Origin of the sequence: Neotabrizicola paludis, from assembly GCF_044142105.1 — a bacterium.
In the GTDB taxonomy this organism is placed as follows: domain Bacteria; phylum Pseudomonadota; class Alphaproteobacteria; order Rhodobacterales; family Rhodobacteraceae; genus Pseudogemmobacter.
In genome coordinates, this window is sequence record NZ_JBGTYM010000001.1 from 175,607 (window position 1) to 196,596 (window position 20,990).

Here is a 20,990-nt window from a genome sequence, read left to right on the forward strand (position 1 = left end):
AACAACCAATAGCATTCCGGCGGCGGGCGCTGCAATCCGGACCCTGCCGGTTGACGCTATCCTGCTGCGACTGTTGCCCCTTTTCGTCACATGGCTGAGAAAGCGGCTCAGACCGTGGTCAGTGCGATCAGCGCCGCGACCTTGGCTTTGGCTGCTCCACTGTCGATGCTCTCGGCAGCGCGCGCCACGCCTTCCTTGAGGCTGGCCGCCTTGTCGGCCACCACCAACGCGGCGGCGGAGTTCAACAGCACCGCATCCCGATAGGCGCCCGGCGCGCCATCCAGAAGGGCGCAGAAAGCGGCGGCGTTTTCCTCGGGTGTGCCGCCGATGATCGCCTCGAACGGATGGGCGGGCAGGCCCGCGTCTTCGGGATGGACATCAAACTCGGTGATCTCGCCCCTGTCCAAAGCCGCGACCTTGCTGGACAGGGCGATGGACAGCTCATCCGTACCGTCGCCGCCATGGACGAGCCAGGCCTTTTCCGAGCCCAGGGCCAGCAGGGTTTCGGCCATGGGCCGGATCAGCCTTGCCGAGAAGGCGCCGGTCAATTGTCGCTTGACGCCCGCCGGGTTGGTCAGGGGGCCAAGGATGTTGAAGATGGTCCGGGTGCCCAGTTCGGCCCGAACCGGCATGACGTGGCGGATGGCGGGGTGGTGCATCGGCGCCATCATGAAGCCGATTCCGGCTTCGGCCAGGCATTTCTCGACCACATCCGGGCCGACCATGACATTAAGCCCCATGGCCGTCAGCGCATCGGCGGCACCGGATTTCGAGCTGAGATTGCGATTGCCGTGCTTGGCGACCGGGACGCCCGCGCCGGCGACGACGAAAGCGGTCGCGGTCGAGATATTCAGCGTGCCCTTGCCGTCGCCGCCAGTGCCCACGATGTCGATCGCACTCTCGGGCGCGCGGACCGGATTGCATTTCGAGCGCATCACATAGGCGGCGGCGGCATATTCATCGACCGTCTCGCCCCGGGTGCGGATGGCCATCAGGAAGCCGCCCATCTGGGCCGGGGTGCCTTCGCCTTCGAAGAGGGCTTCGAAGGCAGTTTCGGCCTCGATCCGCGACAGCGGGCGTTCGGCGGCGATGCCGATCAGCGGGCGCAGCCGGTCGCTCATGCGGGCACCTTGACGCGGGCTTCTTGCAGGAAATTGCGCAGAAGTTGGTGGCCATGCTGCGAGGCGATGGATTCTGGGTGGAACTGCACGCCTTCGACCAGTTTTTCGCGGTGGCGCAGGCCCATGATGGTGCCGTCTTCCAGCCAGGCGGTGATTTCAAGGCTGGCGGGCAGGCTGTCGCGATCCACGACCAGCGAATGGTATCGCGTTGCCTCGAAGGGCGAGGGCAGGCCCGCGAAGACGCCTTTGCCGGAATGGTGCATCATGCCCATCTTGCCATGGACGATCTCGTGGCAGCGCACGACCTTGCCGCCAAATGCCTCGCCGATGGTCTGATGGCCCAGACAGACGCCCAGAAGCGGCACGCCCGCTTCGGCCGCGGCCTTGGTCAGCGGCAGGCAGATGCCGGCGGCGGCGGGATCGCAGGGGCCTGGCGACAGCACGATGGCTTCGGGCCGCATGGCCAGCGCATCCTGCACTTGCAGCGCGTCGTTGCGATGGACCTGCACATCGGCACCAAGTTCGCCGAGGTAATGCACCAGATTCCAGGTGAAGCTGTCGTAATTGTCGATCAGAAGCAGCATGTCGCTTGGCCTTATCTTGCCGGACCCCGCAGGAAAAGGGGGTGAAGGGCGGCGCTTGTCGCGCTATACATGGTCCGCAGAGGGCGGAAAGGTCAAGGTGGCGGCACGCGATAGCGGGGCGCGATCCGGGCCGGACCGGTCGCAAAGCGGGGCCAACCCGCGAGCCGCCGGGCGCAGGTCGGGCGGAATTGGCCGTTGGGCGCAAGGGTTCGGGGCAAGGACGGAGGCGGAAGTGATCGGCAGGTTCCTCTTGGGCGCGGGCTTGGGCGCGCTTGTGGGCACGGGTGTTTTGGCGCTGATTTCAATCATGGCGCCGGGGCCGCGTGCGCTGCCGCCGCCCGCGCTGCCGGGTTCAGAACCTGCCCTATCCGCGCCTGCTTCGGCGCCCGAACCCACGGCGACGCCGATGCCCGAAGCCGCGCCGGCGGCCCCAGTAGGGCCGTCGCCCGCACCGACGGCAGAACCCTCAACCGTCCCGGCTGCGGATGGCGAGGGTCCAGACGCGGCGCCAAGTTCCGCTGGCGAACCTTCCGTACCGACGCGTGCGCCCGCCGTTCAACCCGATCCGACGACCGAACCCGGCCAACCCGAAGCCCCGCAGCCGACCCCTGACGACGCCAAGCCGACGCCGGTGCCGGATGATCAGGCGGCACTCGCGCCCGAACCGCCCCTTGCCGAAGGAGCCGTTCCGGTCGCGCCTTCCGCGCCCGCCCTGGCCGAAGCCCCGGCCCAACCCGCAGCGTCTGCCCCACCCGTGCAGCCTAATCCGCCGACGGAGTTGTCGCCGCCGGGCAAGGAAGCGGCGCCCGAGCCGCTGGCGCAACCTGCGGAAGCGCCCGCCGCCGGCGCCGCTATGGCGGTTGCCCCGCCGGAAACCCTTGCGCCGCCCGCGCTCGGCGAAGGCGCTGTCACGGCGCCGGTGCCCGAACCTGCACCGGTGGTCCTTCCCGATCCGGCGAGCCGCGCCCTCGCCGAACCGTCCCCCGCAGGGGACGCGGCGCCCGATGCCGCCGTACCGCCCGGTCTGCCGCCGCTGACGCCCGAGGAAGAAGCCATGTTGGCGCAGATCGCCAAGGATGGCCCGGAAGCGGTGCTGCCGCCCGACCAGAACGGCGAGGCGGTCGATGAGACGCCCGGACCGGCGCCCGAAATCGTCGTTCCCGATGGGGCCCCTGCACCGCCCTCCGCGGGCGATGTGGGCAGGATCGTGGTGGGAGAGGGGACGACGCTGCCGAGCGTCCCCTCGCTGATCGACAGCGGCAAGGAGCAGGCGGCCGATAAGGCCGGGGCGGACGGCATCGTCTCGGACCGGCTGCCCCGGATCGGCGACGAGGCCGGGGCTGAGGCTGCACCCGATGTGCGGCCGGTCGCGCGGAATGCACGGGCCTTTGACAATCCGACGGGCAAACCGCTGTTTGCCGTGATCCTGATCGATGACGGCGATCCGGCGTTGGATCGGGCGGCGCTGGCGAAACTGCCTTTCCCGGTCAGCTTCGCGCTTGATCCCCTGGCGGCTGGTGCGGCCGAACGGGCCGAGATCTATCGTGCGGCGGATCAGGAGGTGCTCATGCTGGCCTCTGGATTGCCCAAGGGGGCTGCGGCATCCGATGTCGAGGTGGCGTTCCAGTCTATGCAACAGGCGCTGCCGCAAGCGGTGGCGGTGCTGGACCCGCCGGATCGCGTGTTCCAGAACGACCGGGGCATGGCGTCGCTGGTCGTGCCGGTGATCGAGGCCGAGGGCCTGGGGCTGGTGACCTGGGACCAGGGGCTGAACGCCGCCGATCAGGTGGCGCGTCGGGCCGAAATTCCTGCGACCGTCGCCTTCCGCGCTCTGGATGCCGAGGGCGAGGCCGCCCCCGTCATCCGCCGCTATCTGGATCGCGCCGCCTTCAAGGCGGCGCAGGAGGGGCATGTCACGGTCATCGGTCATGCGCGGCCGGAAACGGTGGCGGCGTTGCTGGAATGGACGGTCGAGGGCCGCGCGGGCACTGTGGCGCTGGCCCCCGTGACGGCGGTGATGGCACAGCCCTAGGCTGGCTGTGGCGCGCGACGGCGCGCCATACCGTTTGCGTCAGTCGGACTTGCCCATGTCGATCACCCAATGCAGCCGGTTTTCCGGTGCAGGCGACAGGGCGATTCCGATGCCGATGTCGCGCGTTTCGCGCATCAGCATGTTGTCCTTGTGATGGGGCGAGTTCATCCACCATTCCACGGCGCGCTTGGGCGTGCCGAAGCCCCGACCGGTATTCTCGGAGGCGGTGCGGTAGTCATATCCCACGCGGCGAAGGCGATGCTGCAGCTTGCTGCCATCCGAGGAGTCGTGGCTGACCGAACGGCGCTTGGCATTGTCGCAGGCATGGCCCTGGGCCGCCTTGTCGAGCGCCGCGTTCAGGCGCAGCGGCGCGAGGCCGCGCTTGGTCCGCTCGGCATTGATGCCCTTGAGAAGTTCTGCGCGCATCGTCGCGGTATTGGCCGGAAGGGCGCAGCCGCCACCGCCGGCGGCATGGGCGCCTTGCGCGGAGAGGGTCACGCCCAAGAGCAGGCTGGACAAAAGCACTGCTAGGCGCAGGCGAGCGGTTTTGGGCATGGAACTACTCCGGTGGCAGCCGAGGGTCATGCCCGTCATCCTGTCCGGCGCGCGGGGAAAGGATGCGACGATTTCTAGGCAATTTCGGGGCGGCTGGACCAGTTTGGCCGGATTGCCTGCCGCGAGCCTCCGATGATTCAGTGCCCGAAGGGGGGTACGAGCGGTCCTGCGGCGGCCTCGGCATCCTGCGGGTCATGGGTGACAAGCACGACCGGAAGCCCGCGCGCCCTTGCCGTGTCAAAGGTGAAGGCGCGGATCTGGGCACGCCGCGCGACATCGAGCCGCGCGAAGGGCTCATCCAGCAGAAGAGCCTCGGGCGCCGCCAGAAGTGTGCGCATCAAAGCGACGCGGGACCGCTCCCCCCCTGACAGGGTTGCGGGATCGCGTGGGCCGAAGCCGCCGAGCCCGGCTTCCTCGAGCGCCGCCTCGATCGTCGCGGCACGGGCACCACCGCGTAGGCCGCGTGGCAGGGCGAAGGCAAGGTTTCCGGCGACGGAAAGATGGGGGAAAAGCAGCGGATCCTGAAAGAGAATCCCGATGCGCCGGGCTTCGGTCGGCAGGTCGGTCACGTCGCGACCGTTCAGCGCGATGCCGCCCCAGAGGCGAAAGCCCGGGGGCAGGCTGCCGATGAGGGCGGCGAGCAGGGTGGATTTGCCGGACCCGGAGGGCCCCATGACGGTAAGGACCTGTCCTGGCGGCACATGGGCGTCAATCCGTACGAAGGGCGCCGCGGCGCCCGGAGCCGCGATCCGCAGATCGCGCATATACAAGCCAGCACTCATCGCTGCATGGCTTTGCGGTGGCGGAAGACCAAAGCTGGAACCAGGATCGCCAGCGCGAATCCTGCGGTCGGCAGCAGCATTTGCAGCAGGGCATATGCGCCGATCAGCCGCCGGTTGCCGCCAGAAGATAGGGCGACCGCTTCGGTCGTAAGCGTGGTCACGCGCCCGCCGCCCAGAAGCAGCGTCGGCAGGTACTGGCCGACCGACACAGCCAGTCCGACGGCGAGCGCGGTCAAGGCGGGACGCAGGAGCAACGGCAGGCGCACCTGCCAGAACCGGCGGTTCGGGCTGGCACCTAGGCTCGCGGCCAATGTGGCAAGGCGCGGGTCAATGGCGCGGAAGGGTGCGGAAAGCGACAGAAAGACATAGGGCAGCACGAAAACCAGATGTCCCGCGAAGACAGCAGCGGCACCGCCTGCGCCAAGCTGCAAGGTCAGCAGTTGTAGTCCCGGGAGAAGAGCGATCTGCGGCATCAGCAGCGGCAGCCACACGATCGCCTGCGCCGGAAGGCCCAGGCGGTGGCCCTGCCGCGCCTCGGCCTCGAGCAAGACGAAGACCAAAGCCAGCGCGACGCTGGCGCTGGCCAGCGCAAGCGCCAGCGTGGTCAGGGTCGTGGCGGTCAGGCCCGTCGCGGCCCGCTGCCAGGTGGTGAAAGACAGGGTCTGCGGCAGCAGGTCGGGAAAGCTCCACAGACCGGCAAAGGACCAGAGCGTCAGTCCGGCAAGTCCAAGCGCCAGCGCGCTGCCGAGCCCTGCGCCAAACGTCAGCGCCAGGGCGGCAAGCGGGGCGTCAAGGAATCGGGCACGGATCCCCGACAGGGCCGCGCAACGCAGAAGGTGGATCGTGGCGCGCTCGGCCAGAAGCCAAACACCCATGGCCGCCGCCACAAGCATAAGCTGAACCAGCGCACCGGCGGCGGCCAGCGGGCGCGTGGCCAGGTCTGCTTGGGCCGACCAGAGCGAGATCTGTACGGAAAGGGGTGGCGGGAGGCCGGGGCCAAGGATCATTCCCATCTCGACGGTGGTCATGCCATAGGCAAGAACCGCCAGGCAGGGCAGGCGCAAAAGAGGATAGAGCGCGGGCAGGATGGTGAAGACGAAGCCCGTCGCACGGCCATAGCCAAGGCTCGCTGCCAGCAGTTTGCGCGCTGGTGCGTCGGTTTGCGGAAGGGCGGCGAGGGCCATCAGCAGCAGGAAGGGAACCTCCTTGGCCACCAGGCCCAGAGTCAGGGACAGGCCGAGCGGATCGTTCAGGATCAGCGCGTCAGGCGGCGTGGTCCAGCCGGTCGCCCAGGGCGACAGCGCTCGGGCGATCCAGCCCGATGGCGCAATCAGGAAGGCGAGTCCCAGGGCCGCGGCGGCATGGGGCAGGGCGAGAAGCGGCGAGAGCAGGCGGCACAATGCCGCGAAGGCCCGGCTGTCGGACAGGGTGGCGAGGATCAGCACCACGACGACCAGCGCGAGGACGGTGCTTGCAAGTCCCGTGGCAAACGACAGGCTCATGGCCCGCGCCAGGCCGGGCCAGGCCAAAAGCGCGTCAACTGCTCCGGGACGCAGCGCTGGCCCGATCGTGCCCAGCAGTCCGGCTCCAACAGGCAAGACCATGACGGAGAGCACCAGAACAGGCGCGATGCGCAGGATCAACGGGCGGTCCCGTAGCGCGCCTGCCAGTCGCGGGCCAGCTCTGTGGCCCAGCTTGCATGGGGCTCAAGCAGGGCCGGGCCAAGCGCGTCGGGACCCAGCGTCGCGACCCCCAGATCAAGTGCGGTGAAACGCGCGCGATCCTCGGGCGTCAGGCGGCCAAGATCGAGCACTGTCTGAAAGCCCAGGATGGCCGGGTCCTGGGCGCGGACCTGCACGTCGGGTGACAGGACCAGATTGGCGATCACCTGTGCGCCCTCAGGCGCGGACGCGTTGAAGGGAATGGCCAGAAAGCTTGCATTGCCGATCGTGCCGCCAGACGGCGTGAAGGTGCGCACCGTGTCGGACAGCGTGCCAGCGGCGATTTCTGCGCTGGCGCGGCCGGGATTGAACGCGAAGGAGATGTCGATTTCGCCATCGGCCAGCAACTGGCCCAAAGCGGCCTCGCTGGGCGGAAAGGCCTGCCCCGCCCGCCACAGCGCGGGCGTGATCGCCGCGATCCAGTCCCAAAGCGGTGCGACCAGGCCGTCATAGGCGGTCGGGTCGACAGGGGCCTGCAAAAGTGCGGGCTCGGCGATCGTGGCGTAGAGGATCTGCTTGAGAAAGGTGACGCCCAGATAGTCGGGTGGTTGCGGATAGGTGAAGCGACCGGGATTCGCGATGATCCAGTCGCGCAGCGCGGCCATGTTCCGGGGCGGCACGGCAAGGCGGGCCGTGTCATATTCGAAGACGAATTGGGCCATGGCCCAGGGGCTTTCATAGCCATTGGTCGGCAAAGTGAAGTCGGTGGCGACCGCGGGTTTGCCGGTGGTGTCGACAAGAGACCAGTTCGGCAGTCTTTCGGCGAAGGGGCCAAAGAGCAGGTTTTCCGCACGCATCGCGGCGAAGTTCTCGCCGTTGATCCAGATCAGGTCCACCGATCCGCCGGTCATGCGGCCCGCGTCGCGCTCGGCCAGGACGGCGGCGACGGCCTCGGCGGTCGAGGACAGCTTGACATGTTTCAGCGCGATCCCGTACCGCGTCTGCGCCTGTTCACCCAGCCAGGTGATGAAGTCGTTGATTTTCGGATCGCCGCCCCAGGCGTGCCACCAGACCGTCTGGCCGCGGGCGCGCGCCAGAAGCGCATCCCAGGTTTCCGATGCCCGGGCGGCGGGGGGCAGGGAGGGAAGCGTGGCAGCGGCGGCGAAGGCCCCCAGGAAATGGCGTCTTTGTATCTGCAACTTGTGTTCGCTGGCTCAAGGTTGCACGCGGGGCATTTGCGCGTCTGTTCACCTAGGGATACGAAGGAAAACGGGGCCGAGGCAATCTTAACTTGGCAGGGATGACATGTGCGTGCGTGCACGTTTTATTGTCTGCTTTGCGCGTAACGACATGACAGGAAAACCCGAAGCCATGCTTGACGGCCCTCTGCGCAGACTGATTGACCCGCCGCTGGATCTCGCAGGCCGGGCCCTGGCCGGGCGCGGAATCGGGGCGGATGCGGTGACGCTTACCGGTTTGGCGCTCAGTCTCGCGGCGGCGGTGCTGATCGCCCTTGGCGCGCCGGGCTGGGTGGCGCTGGCGCCGCTTCTGGCCGGTCGGCTGGCCGACGGATTGGACGGCGCGGTGGCGCGGGCGCGGGACAAGTCCGATTTCGGCGGTATTCTGGACATTGCCTGCGACTTTGCGCTGTATGGCGCGATCCCCCTGGCTTTCGCGCTGCGCGAACCATCTAACGCCCTTCCTGCCGCCTTCCTGCTGTTTTCCTTTTACATCAATGCCGCTTCCTTCCTGGGCTTTGCCATCATGGCAGAGAAGCGTGGTTTGAAAACCGAGGTGCAGGGCCAGAAGTCGCTGTACTACATCGCCGGGTTGATGGAAGGCGCGGAAACCATTGGCTTCTTCGTGCTTTTCTGCCTGTGGCCAGCGGGTTTTTCGACCCTTGCCGGGATATTTGGTGCGCTTTGCCTTGTCACCGCCTGCGCCCGCATCCTGGTTGCGCGCAAGCTGTTGCGATAGGCACGCGGGCCGACGCTATGGATCGCCTGCCCTTGCAGCCCCGGCGGCGCGCTACTAAGACTCTCGAAACCTTCCGGCGATAACGCTGTCCCTCAAGTGGCAAAGGCAGTCCAGATGCGCGATCCGATCGACACTTACATGAACACGCTCGTGCCGATGGTGGTCGAGCAAACCAGCCGCGGTGAGCGCGCCTATGACATCTATTCACGCCTGCTGAAGGAGCGGATCATCTTCCTGGCGGGTCCCGTGCATGATGGCATGTCGAGCCTGATCTGCGCCCAGCTTCTGTTCCTAGAGGCCGAGAATCCCTCGAAGGAAATCTCGATGTACATCAACTCGCCGGGCGGCGTGGTGACCTCGGGCCTGTCGATCTATGACACGATGCAATACATCAAGCCCAAGGTCTCGACTCTGGTGATCGGCCAGGCGGCCTCGATGGGTTCGCTGCTGCTGACCGCCGGCGAGAAGGGCATGCGCTTCTCGCTGCCGAACAGCCGCGTCATGGTGCACCAGCCCTCGGGCGGCTATCAGGGCCAGGCGACCGACATATGGATTCACGCCCAGGAAACGCTCAAGCTGAAGCGCCGCCTGAATGAAATCTATGTGAAACACACCGGGCAGAATTACGAAACGGTCGAGGCCGCGCTGGAGCGTGACAACTTCATGTCGGCCGAAGATGCCAAGGCCTGGGGCCTGATCGACGAGATTCTCGCCGATCGCGGCAAAGCAGAAGACGCGGGCAAGTAGGGCCGCACCGCCCGGCTGGCAGGGGTGCCAAGGGCGTTTTGACATTGTGGAGGTCTGGGGCTTGCCCTAGACTTCCGGGCAACTGGCACGGGCAGGGGGCCGCGCGACGGGCGCGGCGGACGGCAGAGGGCAACGGATGGCTACCAATTCGAGCGACAGCAAGAACACGCTTTACTGCTCATTCTGCGGCAAGAGCCAGCATGAGGTCCGCAAGCTGATCGCCGGGCCAACCGTCTTCATCTGCGACGAATGCGTCGAACTTTGCATGGACATAATCCGCGAGGAAACCAAGGCCTCGGGACTGAAATCCTCGGATGGCGTTCCTACCCCGCGCGAGATCTGCAAGGTGCTGGACGATTACGTCATCGGCCAGATGCATGCCAAACGGGTGCTGTCGGTTGCCGTGCACAATCATTACAAGCGGCTGAACCATTCGACCAAGCAGGATGTGGAACTTGCGAAATCGAACATCCTGCTGATCGGCCCGACCGGCACCGGCAAGACGCTTCTGGCGCAGACGCTGGCGCGCATTCTGGACGTGCCCTTCACCATGGCCGATGCGACCACGCTGACCGAAGCGGGCTATGTGGGCGAAGATGTCGAGAACATCATCCTCAAGCTGCTGCAGGCCAGCGAGTATAACGTCGAACGCGCGCAGCGCGGCATCGTCTATATCGACGAGGTCGACAAGATCACCCGCAAGTCCGACAACCCCTCGATCACCCGCGACGTGAGCGGGGAAGGCGTGCAGCAGGCGCTTTTGAAGATCATGGAAGGCACCGTTGCCAGCGTACCTCCGCAGGGCGGGCGCAAGCATCCGCAGCAGGAATTCCTGCAGGTGGACACAACGAATATCCTTTTCATCTGCGGCGGCGCCTTTGCCGGTCTGGAAAAGATCATCGCGCAGCGCGGCAAGGGAAGCGGCATCGGCTTTGGCGCCGAGGTCAAGGATCCCGAGGCACGCGGCGCGGGCGAATTGTTCCGAGAACTGGAGCCGGAAGATCTGCTGAAATTCGGTCTGATCCCGGAGTTCGTCGGTCGTCTTCCGGTTGTCGCCACGCTGGAAGATCTGGATGAGGCGGCGCTGGTGACGATCCTGACCGAGCCGAAGAACGCCCTGGTCAAGCAGTACCAGCGCCTGTTCGAGATCGAAGGCGTCAAGCTGACCTTCTCGACCGAGGCGCTGACCGCCATCGCCAAGCGCGCGATCAAGCGCAAGACCGGCGCGCGCGGCCTGCGGTCGATCATGGAAGACATCCTTCTCGACACGATGTTCGAACTGCCCGGCATGGGCAATGTCTCGGAAGTCGTGGTCTCGGATGAGGCGGTGAACAACGGGGCGAAGCCGCTTCTGGTGCATACCGAGACGAAGAAGAAGGAAACCGCGGCGGGCTGAGACCATGCCGGGGTGAAGAAACATCGCGCCGCTCCTGCTCGGGGGCGGCGTTTTTCATTGACCAGAAGGGGAAGGCCATGACCATCCGCCGCATATCGACCGGATCGACCTGGGAGCCGAAGATCGGCTATTGCCGCGCTGTGGTGGCGGGGGGCTGGGTGCATGTCTCGGGCACGACCGGGACCGACCACGCGACGGGCCTGATCCCTGAAAGCGCGACCGAGCAATGCGCCCTTGCGTTGAAGATCATCGGCGATGCGCTGGCCCAGGCGGGGGCCAGTTTCGCCGATGTCGTACGGGTGCATTACATCCTGCCCGACCGCAGGGATTTCGAACCCTGCTGGCCGCTCCTGTCGGCGACCTTCGCCGCCAATCCTCCGGCGGCGACGATGATCGAGGCCGGGTTGATCGACAGCCGTCACAGGATCGAGATCGAGGTGACGGCGCTTTTGCCCGGCTGACCGCTGCTGTCAGGCCGCGACGGGGGCGGTCCAGTCCAGGGTCTCGAACCCCTCGCGATGGGCGAAGATCGCCAGATGCTTGTCGATGACATGCCGGGCCTGATCCAGCAGGGCGGGGTCGGTGATCCAAAGCTGCACGGTCAGGCGATCCGGCCCGGCCTTGGCCTCGAAGCGGCCAAAGCCCATTTCCGCTTTGCCTGAAACCTCATCGAATTCGACCGCGATCTTGTGGGCGAAATGCTTGCAGAGCTGCTGCAGATAGCCCGAGGCCCTGGGGCTGGTATAATGGCCTGTCGTGGTGATCATGCCTTGATCCTTTCGCTTCTGTTTTCAACGGATGCCCTGCGGATTTCCGTCGCGCCGCATGGCTTGCACTGGACCTTGCCTGCCCGGCTTGTATAAGGAGGCGGACGAGATGGAGGCATGGCCGATGTATTTCCTCAAGCGCCTGTTGACCTGGTGGAACAGCCAGACGCTGAACACCCAGATATTCACGGCCCGCAAGGGTGTGAAAGTCGGCGAGGATGAACAGGGCAATGCCTATTATCGCACCGCCGATGGCAAGCGCCGCTGGGTGATCTTCAACGGCGAGATGGAGGCCAGCCGCGTGCCGCCCGATTGGCATGGCTGGCTGCACCACACCTGGGACCAGCCGCCGAATGAGGCGCCGCTGGCGCACAAGCCCTGGGAAGCGCCCCATCAAGAGAACCTGACCGGCACCGATCTGGCCTATGCGCCGCCGGGCTCGATCCGCCGCGCCGAACCGGCGCCGCGGCGCGATTATGAGGCCTGGCAGCCGGAATGAGCCGTTTCGCCGCCGAAGTCGCGGCCGGTGCGGCCGTGCTGGCCCTTGCCGGCGCTTTCGCCTTTTACGCGGCGCAGGGCGCGGGGCTGACCGCATCCTCGGGCGCCAGCTATCCGCTCAAGGCCTCGTTCCGGTCGGTCGACGGAATTTCGGTCGGCTCGGATGTGCGGCTGGCGGGCGTCAAGGTCGGCACGATCACCAACCTGGTGCTGAACCCGCAGACCTTCATGGCCGATGCGACCGTGATGCTGCGCCAGGACATCCAGCTTCCGGCCGACAGCGCGATCCTGATCTCCTCCGAGGGTCTGCTGGGCGGCAATTTCGTCGAGATCGTGCCGGGTGGTGCGCCCGACAATCTGACGCCGGGCGATGAGATTGAGGATACCCAGGGTGCGGTCAGCCTGATTTCGCTGCTGATGAAATTCGTCGGCGGCCAATCCGACAAGCCCGTCGATGCCGGCAGCGCGGAGAGCGGCGGATGAAGGCGCTTGCGGCTCTTCTTCTCAGCGCCGCCCCGTCGCTGGCGCAGGGCTATTCCGATGCGCAGGGCGGGGTGGTGCGCTGGCTGGACAAGCTGACCAATCAGACCGGCGATGTCGAGCTGCAACTTGGCCAGTCGGCCACCAACGGACGGCTGACCATCCAGCTCGATGCCTGCCGCTATCCCAGCGACAACCCGGCCGCCGAAGCTGAGGCGCATCTGACCATTCTTGACTCTACCCGCGACGGTCCTGTCTTCACCGGCTGGATGCTGGCCTCTTCGCCCGCGCTTTCCGCGCTGGACCACCCGCGCTACGACGTCTGGGTGCTGCGTTGCGTGGTGCCGGGCTATGAGCCGCCCGAAGTTGCGCCGGATGCGCCTGACGATGCCACAACGGAAGGCGACGGACAGTAGCCGTCCGGAAAGAACGTCGCGTCCAGTGCCAGGGCGTCTTGCAGAAGGCGGCGATAGGCGGTGCGCGGAATCTCGATCCCGCCCAGGCTTGCCAGATGCGGCGTCAGGAACTGGGTGTCGAACAGGGCGAAACCGCCCGCCCGCAGCCGGTGGATGCAATAGGCAAGGGCCACTTTCGACCCCCCGGTCTCACGCGAGAACATTGACTCGCCAAAGAAAGCGCCGCCAAGCGCGATGCCGAAGACACCGCCCGCCATCCGGCCCTCTGACCAGACTTCGACCGAGTGGGCGAAACCCAAATCGTGCAGCTTTTGATACAGGGCAAAGAGCGGCGCGTTGATCCAGGTCTCGTCACGCTCGGCGCAGGCGTGCACAACCCCTCCAAAATCGCTATTTGTTCGAATAGTGTAATTCCAGCGCCGAATTCGGCGCGAAAGACTGCGGGAAATGTGGAATCCTTGTAATGGCAGGATGCCGCGCTGCCTGGGGTCAACCCAGTGGACTTCGGCGACGTCGCGTCCCTCGGCCATGGGAAAGATCCCCATGGCATAGGCGTTCAACAGGATTTCGGGGGTGATCGCTTCGGGGTCCATCACGTCAGCCGTGGCAACGTGACGGGCAAGCTGCCTGGCTTTGCACCCTCACCGCGGCTGGAATACTCTGCAGGAGAGGTCGGAGGGGCGCAAAACCCCTCCGAGGGGCGGCCGCAGCAGGGGGCCGCAACGAAATCGCCCGGTTCAGCCGAACTGCGCGGCGAGCCATTTTTCCAGCCAGTGGATGTTGTAATCGCCTGCCTGAATGTCGGGTTCGGCCAGCAGCGCGTGGAACAGCGGCACTGTGGTCTCGATCCCGTCGACCACCAGCTCTGACAAGGCCCGGTGCAGGCGCGACAGCGCCTCGGGCCGGTCGCGGCCATGGACGATCAGTTTGCCGATCAGGCTGTCGTAATAGGGCGGGATCGAATAGCCGGAATACAGCGCCGAATCCATCCGCACCCCATAGCCGCCCGGCGCGTGGAACATGCGAACCTTGCCGGGGTTGGGGGCAAAGTTCGGCAGTTTCTCGGCGTTGATGCGCACTTCGATGGCGTGGCCGTTGATCTCCAGCTCGTCCTGGCTGAAGGACAAGGGCAGGCCAGAAGCGACGCGGATCTGTTCGCGTACCAGATCGACGCCGAAGATGTATTCGGTGACCGGGTGTTCGACCTGAAGGCGGGTGTTCATCTCGATGAAGTAGAACTTGCCGTCCTCGTACAGGAACTCGATCGTGCCCGCGCCGATATAGTTGATCTTCGCCACGGCATCGGCGCAGATCTTGCCGATCTCGGACCGCATCTTGGGCGTGATCGCAGGACCGGGGGCTTCCTCGAACACCTTCTGGTGGCGGCGCTGGAGCGAACAGTCGCGTTCGCCCAGATGAACCGCGCGGCCCTTGCCATCGCCGAAGACCTGGATCTCGATATGGCGCGGCTTTTGCAGGTATTTCTCGATATAGACTTCGTCATTGCCGAAGGCGGCCTTGGCTTCGGACCGCGCCGTACGGAAGGCGACCTCGAGCTCGTCGGCCGATTTCGCAACTTTCATGCCGCGGCCGCCGCCGCCTGCCGTGGCTTTGATGATGACCGGATAGCCAATATCACCGGCCACTTTCAGCGCAGCCTCGACATCGGGCACGCCGCCATCCGAGCCAGGCACAACCGGAATTCCCAGCGCCTTGGCGGTTTCCTTGGCGGTGATCTTGTCGCCCATGATACGGATATGTTCCGCCGATGGGCCGATGAAGGTCAGGCCATGGTCTTCCAGGGCCTGCGCGAAACTGGCGTTCTCCGACAAGAAGCCATAGCCCGGATGCACGGCCTGCGCGCCGGTGATCTCGCAGGCCGAGATGATGGCGGATTTCTTGAGATAGCTTTCCGACGAGGGTGCCGGGCCGATGCAGACGGATTCGTCGGCCAGGCGCACATGCATGGCGTCGGTATCGGCGGTGGAATGGACGGCGACCGATTGGATCCCCATCTCGCGGCAGGCGCGGATCACCCGCAGCGCGATTTCCCCGCGGTTCGCGATCAGGATTTTCTCGAACATGGCAGCGGCCCTTATTCGATGATCATCAGGGGCGCGCCATATTCGACCGGGCTCGCGTCATCGACCAGGATGCGCTTCACGGTGCCCGCGCGCGGGGCGGGGATGTGGTTCATCGTCTTCATCGCCTCGATGATCAGCACGGTCTGGCCCTCGGCCACGGTCGCGCCCACGGTGACGAAGGGGGCGGCGCCCGGTTCCGCGGCCAGATAGACCGTGCCCACCATGGGCGAGGTCACGGCGCCCGGATGCTGGCTCGGGTCTTCCGAGACGGCGGCTGCGGCAGGTGCGGCGGCGGCAGGGGCAGCGCCGGCATGGGCCGCCGGGGCATAAGCAGGCGCGGGCGCGTAGGCAGGGGCGGCGACGACGGTCGCCTGCTTCACCACGCGGACCTCAAGGCTGTCATCCTCGCCATATTCGCGTTTCACCGCGATCTCGGTCAACTCGTTCTTGTTCAGAAGTTCGGCAAGGGCCGAGATGAAGGCGACGTCGGCGTCGGGAGAGTTCTTGCTCATGCCATCCTCGATTGGTCTTTTGCGTGGCCAGGCCGCAGGCCGGCGGGATTGAGTGCTTATAGGGCAGGGCGCGCAGGGTGAAAAGCGCCCATTCCTGCGGCAATCGCGGGAAAGCGTTCGGGCGCGGCGGCGAAAAGATCTCCGGCGAAAATTTACCGTTTGATAAAATATCGACCCTGTGAGACGCTGATTCCAAAGAAGCCAGAGCCAGGGAGGCCCGAGCCGCAATGACCAATAGCCCGCTGACGCCGGGAATCGCGCCCGCACGTCTGCCCGCCGACCAGCTTGCCGCGAATTTCGGCGATCATACGCCGCCTTTCGACGCGCATGAGGCGCATGTCGCGGCCGATCGCTGCTATTTCTGCCATGACGCGCCCTGCATGACGGCCTGTCCGACCTCGATCGACATTCCGCTCTTCATCCGCCAGATCGCCACAGGCACGCCCGAAGCGGCAGCCAAGACGATCTGGAGCCAGAACATCCTGGGCGGCATCTGCGCCCGCGTCTGCCCGACCGAGACGCTGTGCGAAGAGGTCTGCGTGCGGGAAGTGGCCGAGGGCAAGCCGGTCGAGATCGGGCGCCTGCAACGCTATGCGACCGATGTCGCCATGGCACAGGGTCATCCGTTCACCCGTGCGGCCGACACGGGCAAGAAGATTGCCGTGGTCGGCGCGGGGCCTGCAGGTCTTGCCTGCGCCCATCGTTTGGCGCTTAAGGGCCATGCCGTCACCGTCTATGACCGGCGGCCCAAAGCGGGCGGTCTGAATGAATATGGCATCGCCAGCTACAAGGCGGTGGGCGGCTTTGCGCAGAAAGAAGTCGACTGGCTTATGACCATTGGCGGTATCGAGCTGCGGCTTGAGGTCGATGTCGGACGCGATGTGACGCTGCAGGCGCTGCGCGTCAGCCATGATGCGGTCTTCCTGGGTGTCGGCCTTCAGGGCGTCAATGCTTTGCGGGCGACGGGGGAAGACCTGACGGGCGTGCGCGATGCGGTCGACTTCATCGCCGAGCTGCGTCAGACCACTGATATGGCCAGCTTGCCCGTGGGCCGCGATGTCGTGGTGATTGGCGGCGGCATGACGGCGGTCGACGCGGCGGTGCAATCAAAACTTCTGGGCGCCGAGAACGTGACCATCGTCTACCGGCGCGGGCGCGAGAAGATGTCGGCCTCGGTCGATGAGCAGGACCATGCCGTGCAGGCTGGCGTGCGGATCATCCACAATGCCGCCCCCTTGCGCGTGACCGGCGCGGGCCGCGCCGAGGCGGTGGAGTTTGCCTATACCGAAGAGAGTGCAGGCGGGTTGAAGCTGTTGGATCAGGGCTTCACGCTGAAAGCCGATCAGGTGTTCAAGGCCATCGGCCAAACCCTTGCCGACCTTCCCGCCGGGCTTGAGGCCGGGGCGAAGCTCGGGGTCTTGCCGTCCGGCGTCTGGGCCGGCGGCGATTGCGCGGCGGGGGGCGAGGATCTGACCGTGACCGCCGTGGCCGAGGGGCGGGATGCTGCCGAGGCCATACACATCGCGCTTATGGGCGCGTGATGGCCGCGCTTTCCCCTTGCCAGATGCTGCGGACGCATCCTATGCCGTCGCGGGCAAGAGGTGCATATGAGCGGCTGGATCGACACTATCATCGGCTTCATCGAAGCCAATCAGGCCTGGGCGCCCTGGATCATCCTGGTGTTCTCGATCGGCGAGAACACGGCCTTCCTGTCGATCGTCCTGCCCTCGACGGCCGTTCTGGTGGCGACGGGCGCCCTGGCAGCCGCGGGGGCGCTGAGCTTCACCGGGATCTTCCTGGGGGCGGTTGTCGGCGCGATGATCGGCTCTTTCGGGTCCTACTGGCTCGGCCTGAAATATGGCGATGCGATCCTGCGGATGTGGCCGGTTCGCAACCATCCCGAATGGGTGGCCAAGACGAATGTGTTCTTTCAGAAATACGGCGCCGCCACGGTTTTCCTGGGCCATTTCGTCACCTTCCTGCGCCCCGTCGTCTTTCTGATGGCGGGCATGAGCCGGATGGGCTTTGCGTCTTTCGCTCTTTGGAACACGCTGGGTTGCCTGGTCTGGGCCTGGGCCGTGCCCAAGGTTGGCGAGGTCGGCGGCTATCTGATCGGCTGGATCTGGTCCTACTTCACCGGCTGAGCCATCGATCTTTCGATCCGGCAGCGCGGGGCGATCCCCGTTTGACGCGCGGGCATCGCCCGGGCGCTCTTCTTGATTCCCTTCTCCCAGCCCTCGCCAAGGAGGCCCGCCATGGCTGACCTGTCCGCCAATTTCATCGGCATCAAGTCCCCGAACCCGTTCTGGCTGGCATCCGCCCCGCCGACCGACAAGGAATACAACGTTGTGCGCGCCTTCGAGGCGGGCTGGGGCGGGGTGGTGTGGAAGACGCTCGGCGCCGAAGGGCCGCCCATCGTCAATGTCTCGGGGCCGCGCTATGGCGCGATCTGGGGCGCGGACCGGCGGCTTCTCGGGTTGAACAATATCGAGCTGATCACGGATCGGCCCTTGCAGGTGAACCTTGAGGAAATCCGCCGGGTCAAACGCGACTGGCCCGACCGGGCGCTAGTGATCAGCCTGATGGTGCCCTGCGACGAGGAGTCGTGGAAAGACATCCTGATGCGGATCGAGGATACCGGCGCGGACGGGGTCGAGCTAAATTTCGGCTGCCCGCATGGCATGGCGGAGCGCGGCATGGGATCGGCCGTGGGGCAGGTGCCGGAATATATCGAGATGGTTACCCATTGGGTGAAGCATTATTCGAAACTGCCCTGCATCGTGAAGCTGACGCCCAATGTCACCTCGATCCTGCCGCCCGCCATGGCGGCCAAGCGGGGCGGCGCGGATGCGGTCAGCCTGATCAACACAATCAAATCGGTGACGAATGTCGATCTCGACAATTTCTCGCCCTTCCCGATGATCGACGGCAAGGGCAGCCATGGCGGCTATTGCGGCCCGGCGGTCAAGCCGATCGCGCTGAACATGGTGGGCGAGATCGCCCGGCATGACGAGACGCGGGGCCTGCCGATCTCGGGCATCGGCGGCGTGACCACCTGGCGCGATGCGGCCGAATTCATGGCCATGGGCTGCGGCAATGTGCAGGTCTGCACGGCGGCGATGACCTATGGGTTCAAGGTCGTGCAGGAGATGATCTCGGGCCTGTCGCAATATCTGGACGAAAAGAAGATGAGCCTGCCGCAACTGGTGGGCCGGGCCGTGCCGAATTTCGTCGAATGGCAGGACCTGAACCTGAACTATGTGACCAAGGCCCATATCGACCAGGACGCCTGCATCAAATGCGGCCGCTGCTATGCCGCCTGCGAGGATACCAGCCACCAGGCCATCGCCATGGGGCCGGGGCGGGTGTTCACGGTCAAGGACGATGAATGTGTGGCCTGCAACCTGTGCGTCAATGTCTGCCCGGTGGATGATTGCATCACCATGGTGCCGATGGAGAAGGGCGCGGTCGACCCGCGCACCGGACGCAAGGTGGGTGACTATGCCAATTGGACGACCCACCCGAATAATCCGATGGCGGCGGAGTGATGGGCCTGTCTCACGATGGGACAGCGCGTGAGGTCAATATATTTCAATGGCTTGACCTGGTGCTGTTAACGATTTCTTAGGGCTCTGGCGATCAGGGGGGCCGGGTCGGGCGGCCTGCAGGGTGGGGGCCACCCGCCATGCAGGCGCAGTGTGGGCCGGCCCCGGGCAGTCGCGCAGGGGGCGGGGACGACCCCGCCCTGCGACCTGGGGGACAGCCCCGCCGGATCAGGGGACCGGATCGAACAGCGGGTTGCGGCCTTCCATCAGGCTGGCGACCAGATAGGCGCGCTGGGCGGCTTCGGCCCGGGCGCGGGCGGATTCCACCTGATAGCTTTCTTCCGCAAGATACCCGACCGCTTCGGCCAGGCCCGCGGCCGGTTGCACCGGCCGCGAGGTGTAAGGCGTCGCGGCAGTTTCTGCCCGCCCGCCATTGTGAAGGGCGCTGCCGCCCCCGAGAATGTGCCCTGCCGACAGTTGCGGCGATGTTCCCAACGTCTGCACCGTTGGCAGGACGGATGAGAAGACTCCCATGTCCGTCACCATTAGCCCAAAGTACCCCCACGAGACGTGATCTTACGCAAGCGCCACAGTCTTGCCCACAGAATTGCCTTTACAATTCGAGCGAATGACGTCGGGTCTACGGGACTGGCTTCGCCCAGAATGGCCCGACCGGAGGTGGCGCGGTCTTGGAGCGCTGCGCAGGCCCGCTACGGCATCAGGTTCGACGCAGATTTTCATTTGGGGGTATCCCGTGTTCCCGCAAGACGCAGTGTTCTTCTACGCCCAAACCGATGCCTATGCCGAGTTTTCCAACTTTGCACCGTATGGCGTTGCACTGGAAGGTGCATGGTGGCCGACCGTCGAACACTATTTCCAGGCGCAGAAATTCGCAGACCAGACCTATCGCGAGAAAATCCGGCGCGTGGGAAAGCCGAAAGAGGCCAAGGCGCTGGGCATGACGCGCCATTTGCCTTTGCGCCCGGATTGGGAGGAGGTCAAAGACGGCATCATGTTGGAGGCCGTCCGGACCAAGTTCATGACCCACGAAAAGCTTGCGGAACTGCTCTTGTCGACGGGCGAGCGGATGATCGCCGAGAATGCCCCGATGGATGCCTATTGGGGCATCGGTCCCGATGGGACGGGGCTGAACAAGCTTGGAAAAATGCTCATGGCGGTTCGCGAGGAATTGCGAAAAGGACGGCCTCACAGACGCGACAATCTTACCCCGGCGTGAGCAACCGCCGGAACAGCGTATCCAGAAATCCCCCTGCTTCGGCATAGGGGTCATGTCCAGGCCCCAGGACGGCCCGCACCTGAACGTCGAAATCGGCGTAATGCTGGGTCAGCGCCCAGACCGAAAAGATCAGGTGAACCGGGTCGACGCGGGCCAGACGCCCGTCATCCATCCAGCGCGACAGAAGCGCGGCGCGGGCATCGACCAGGGTTTTCAGATCGCCCTCGATCGCGGCCATGATCCGGGGGGCGCCTTGCAGAATCTCATTGGCGAAGAGCCGGCTCTCGCGCGGAAAATGCCGCGACAGCGCCAGCTTGCGCCGCACATAGGCCAGAACTTCCTCGACGGGCTCGCCTTCGGGTTTCATCGCGCGCAGGGGATCGAGCCAGGTGGTCAGCAGCCCGGCGAGAAGGGCATTGTGCACCGCCTCTTTCGACGGGAAATAATAGAGCAGGTTCGGTTTCGACAGGCCCGCCGCCTCGGCGATCTGGTCCAGCGTGGCGCCGCGGAAGCCTTGCGAGGAAAAGACGTCAAGCGCCGCCTCGAGGATCGCTTCACGGTTCTTCTTCTGGATACGGCTGCGCTGGACGGTCATA

Annotated in this window: 24 protein-coding genes; 12 read left to right on the forward strand and 12 right to left on the reverse strand. The window is 65.5% G+C overall.

Annotated elements, in window-relative coordinates:
* Nucleotides 1-107 precede the first annotated feature (107 nt).
* Complete coding sequence (gene trpD / locus ACED67_RS00820; RefSeq protein WP_395539549.1) at nt 108-1,121, reverse strand: anthranilate phosphoribosyltransferase; 1,014 nt, start codon at nt 1,119-1,121, stop codon at nt 108-110.
* A complete protein-coding gene (locus tag ACED67_RS00825; RefSeq protein WP_395539550.1) occupies nt 1,118-1,705 on the reverse strand; it encodes an anthranilate synthase component II in 588 nt (195 codons plus the stop codon). Before ACED67_RS00825 ends, trpD begins: the two co-directional genes overlap by 4 nt.
* 232 nt (nt 1,706-1,937) lie before the next feature.
* Here ACED67_RS00825 and ACED67_RS00830 point away from each other — a divergent pair, with 232 nt between their 5' ends.
* Entirely contained in the window at nt 1,938-3,737 is a 1,800-nt protein-coding gene (locus ACED67_RS00830; protein ID WP_395539551.1) for a divergent polysaccharide deacetylase family protein, read from the forward strand.
* Nucleotides 3,738-3,776: 39 nt separating this feature from the next.
* On the opposite strand, the gene ACED67_RS00835 is transcribed toward ACED67_RS00830, so the two are convergent.
* From ACED67_RS00835 to ACED67_RS00850, 4 genes are all read right to left on the reverse strand, one after another.
* Nucleotides 3,777-4,292 carry a CAP domain-containing protein gene (locus ACED67_RS00835; RefSeq protein WP_395539552.1) on the reverse strand — a complete coding sequence of 172 codons (516 nt, stop codon included), beginning with the start codon at nt 4,290-4,292 and terminating at the stop codon, nt 3,777-3,779.
* Between the two features lie 137 nt (nt 4,293-4,429).
* Nucleotides 4,430-5,074 (reverse strand): ATP-binding cassette domain-containing protein, encoded by a 645-nt coding sequence (locus tag ACED67_RS00840; protein ID WP_395539553.1) that lies wholly within the window; start codon nt 5,072-5,074, stop codon nt 4,430-4,432.
* A complete protein-coding gene (locus ACED67_RS00845; RefSeq protein ID WP_395540443.1) occupies nt 5,071-6,678 on the reverse strand; it encodes an ABC transporter permease in 1,608 nt (535 codons plus the stop codon). The genes ACED67_RS00840 and ACED67_RS00845 overlap by 4 nt, the downstream gene beginning before the upstream one ends.
* A gap of 35 nt (nt 6,679-6,713) precedes the next feature.
* Nucleotides 6,714-7,934 (reverse strand): ABC transporter substrate-binding protein, encoded by a 1,221-nt coding sequence (locus tag ACED67_RS00850; protein WP_395539554.1) that lies wholly within the window; start codon nt 7,932-7,934, stop codon nt 6,714-6,716.
* 172 nt (nt 7,935-8,106) lie between these two features.
* On the opposite strand from ACED67_RS00850, the gene ACED67_RS00855 reads away from it, so the two are divergent.
* The 4 genes from ACED67_RS00855 to ACED67_RS00870 all read left to right on the forward strand — a co-directional run bounded on the left by ACED67_RS00855 (nt 8,107) and on the right by ACED67_RS00870 (nt 11,316).
* A complete protein-coding gene (locus ACED67_RS00855; protein WP_395539555.1) occupies nt 8,107-8,712 on the forward strand; it encodes a CDP-alcohol phosphatidyltransferase family protein in 606 nt (201 codons plus the stop codon).
* Nucleotides 8,713-8,826: 114 nt separating this feature from the next.
* On the forward strand, nt 8,827-9,459 hold the full coding sequence (clpP, locus tag ACED67_RS00860) for an ATP-dependent Clp endopeptidase proteolytic subunit ClpP (protein ID WP_395539556.1): 633 nt from the start codon (nt 8,827-8,829) through the stop codon (nt 9,457-9,459).
* Nucleotides 9,460-9,595: 136 nt separating this feature from the next.
* A complete protein-coding gene (gene clpX / locus ACED67_RS00865) occupies nt 9,596-10,855 on the forward strand; it encodes an ATP-dependent Clp protease ATP-binding subunit ClpX (RefSeq protein WP_395539557.1) in 1,260 nt (419 codons plus the stop codon).
* 77 nt (nt 10,856-10,932) lie between these two features.
* Entirely contained in the window at nt 10,933-11,316 is a 384-nt protein-coding gene (locus tag ACED67_RS00870) for a RidA family protein (RefSeq protein ID WP_395539558.1), read from the forward strand.
* A 9-nt stretch (nt 11,317-11,325) separates the two neighbouring features.
* On the opposite strand, the gene ACED67_RS00875 is transcribed toward ACED67_RS00870, so the two are convergent.
* Entirely contained in the window at nt 11,326-11,622 is a 297-nt protein-coding gene (locus ACED67_RS00875) for a DUF2218 domain-containing protein (protein ID WP_395539559.1), read from the reverse strand.
* 124 nt (nt 11,623-11,746) lie between these two features.
* Here ACED67_RS00875 and ACED67_RS00880 point away from each other — a divergent pair, with 124 nt between their 5' ends.
* The 3 genes from ACED67_RS00880 to ACED67_RS00890 are packed head-to-tail and all read left to right on the forward strand — an operon-like array spanning nt 11,747 to nt 13,016.
* On the forward strand, nt 11,747-12,121 hold the full coding sequence (locus ACED67_RS00880; protein ID WP_395540444.1) for an NADH:ubiquinone oxidoreductase subunit NDUFA12: 375 nt from the start codon (nt 11,747-11,749) through the stop codon (nt 12,119-12,121).
* On the forward strand, nt 12,118-12,603 hold the full coding sequence (gene mlaD / locus ACED67_RS00885; protein WP_395539560.1) for an outer membrane lipid asymmetry maintenance protein MlaD: 486 nt from the start codon (nt 12,118-12,120) through the stop codon (nt 12,601-12,603). The genes ACED67_RS00880 and mlaD overlap by 4 nt, the downstream gene beginning before the upstream one ends.
* The gene (locus tag ACED67_RS00890) at nt 12,600-13,016 is read left to right on the forward strand and encodes a DUF2155 domain-containing protein (protein WP_395539561.1); all 417 of its coding nucleotides are present in this window, start codon (nt 12,600-12,602) and stop codon (nt 13,014-13,016) included. The genes mlaD and ACED67_RS00890 overlap by 4 nt, the downstream gene beginning before the upstream one ends.
* Here the strand turns inward: ACED67_RS00890 and aat are convergent.
* From aat to accB, 3 genes are all read right to left on the reverse strand, one after another.
* Nucleotides 12,950-13,609 (reverse strand): leucyl/phenylalanyl-tRNA--protein transferase, encoded by a 660-nt coding sequence (gene aat / locus ACED67_RS00895; RefSeq protein ID WP_395539562.1) that lies wholly within the window; start codon nt 13,607-13,609, stop codon nt 12,950-12,952. The genes ACED67_RS00890 and aat overlap by 67 nt on opposite strands.
* A 144-nt stretch (nt 13,610-13,753) precedes the next feature.
* The gene (gene accC / locus ACED67_RS00900; protein ID WP_395539563.1) at nt 13,754-15,100 is read right to left on the reverse strand and encodes an acetyl-CoA carboxylase biotin carboxylase subunit; all 1,347 of its coding nucleotides are present in this window, start codon (nt 15,098-15,100) and stop codon (nt 13,754-13,756) included.
* An 11-nt stretch (nt 15,101-15,111) separates the two neighbouring features.
* Nucleotides 15,112-15,612, reverse strand: a complete 501-nt coding sequence (gene accB / locus ACED67_RS00905) for an acetyl-CoA carboxylase biotin carboxyl carrier protein (RefSeq protein WP_395539564.1) — start codon at nt 15,610-15,612, stop codon at nt 15,112-15,114.
* Between the two features lie 227 nt (nt 15,613-15,839).
* Here accB and ACED67_RS00910 point away from each other — a divergent pair, with 227 nt between their 5' ends.
* From ACED67_RS00910 to preA, 3 genes are all read left to right on the forward strand, one after another.
* On the forward strand, nt 15,840-17,153 hold the full coding sequence (locus ACED67_RS00910) for an NAD(P)-dependent oxidoreductase (protein WP_395539565.1): 1,314 nt from the start codon (nt 15,840-15,842) through the stop codon (nt 17,151-17,153).
* A gap of 66 nt (nt 17,154-17,219) precedes the next feature.
* Complete coding sequence (locus ACED67_RS00915) at nt 17,220-17,756, forward strand: DedA family protein (protein ID WP_395539566.1); 537 nt, start codon at nt 17,220-17,222, stop codon at nt 17,754-17,756.
* A gap of 111 nt (nt 17,757-17,867) precedes the next feature.
* Nucleotides 17,868-19,160: an NAD-dependent dihydropyrimidine dehydrogenase subunit PreA gene (preA, locus tag ACED67_RS00920; RefSeq protein ID WP_395539568.1), complete on the forward strand. Its 1,293-nt coding sequence runs from the start codon at nt 17,868-17,870 to the stop codon at nt 19,158-19,160.
* A gap of 225 nt (nt 19,161-19,385) precedes the next feature.
* Here preA and ACED67_RS00925 read toward each other — a convergent pair whose 3' ends face one another.
* Entirely contained in the window at nt 19,386-19,691 is a 306-nt protein-coding gene (locus tag ACED67_RS00925; RefSeq protein ID WP_395539569.1) for a hypothetical protein, read from the reverse strand.
* A 220-nt stretch (nt 19,692-19,911) separates the two neighbouring features.
* Between ACED67_RS00925 and ybiA the strand changes: the two genes are divergently transcribed.
* Nucleotides 19,912-20,394: a riboflavin biosynthesis intermediates N-glycosidase gene (ybiA, locus tag ACED67_RS00930; RefSeq protein WP_395539570.1), complete on the forward strand. Its 483-nt coding sequence runs from the start codon at nt 19,912-19,914 to the stop codon at nt 20,392-20,394.
* Here the strand turns inward: ybiA and ACED67_RS00935 are convergent.
* Entirely contained in the window at nt 20,381-20,989 is a 609-nt protein-coding gene (locus tag ACED67_RS00935) for a TetR family transcriptional regulator C-terminal domain-containing protein (RefSeq protein ID WP_395539571.1), read from the reverse strand. The two genes, ybiA and ACED67_RS00935, sit on opposite strands and share 14 nt — an antisense overlap.
* Nucleotide 20,990: the final 1 nt, after the last annotated feature.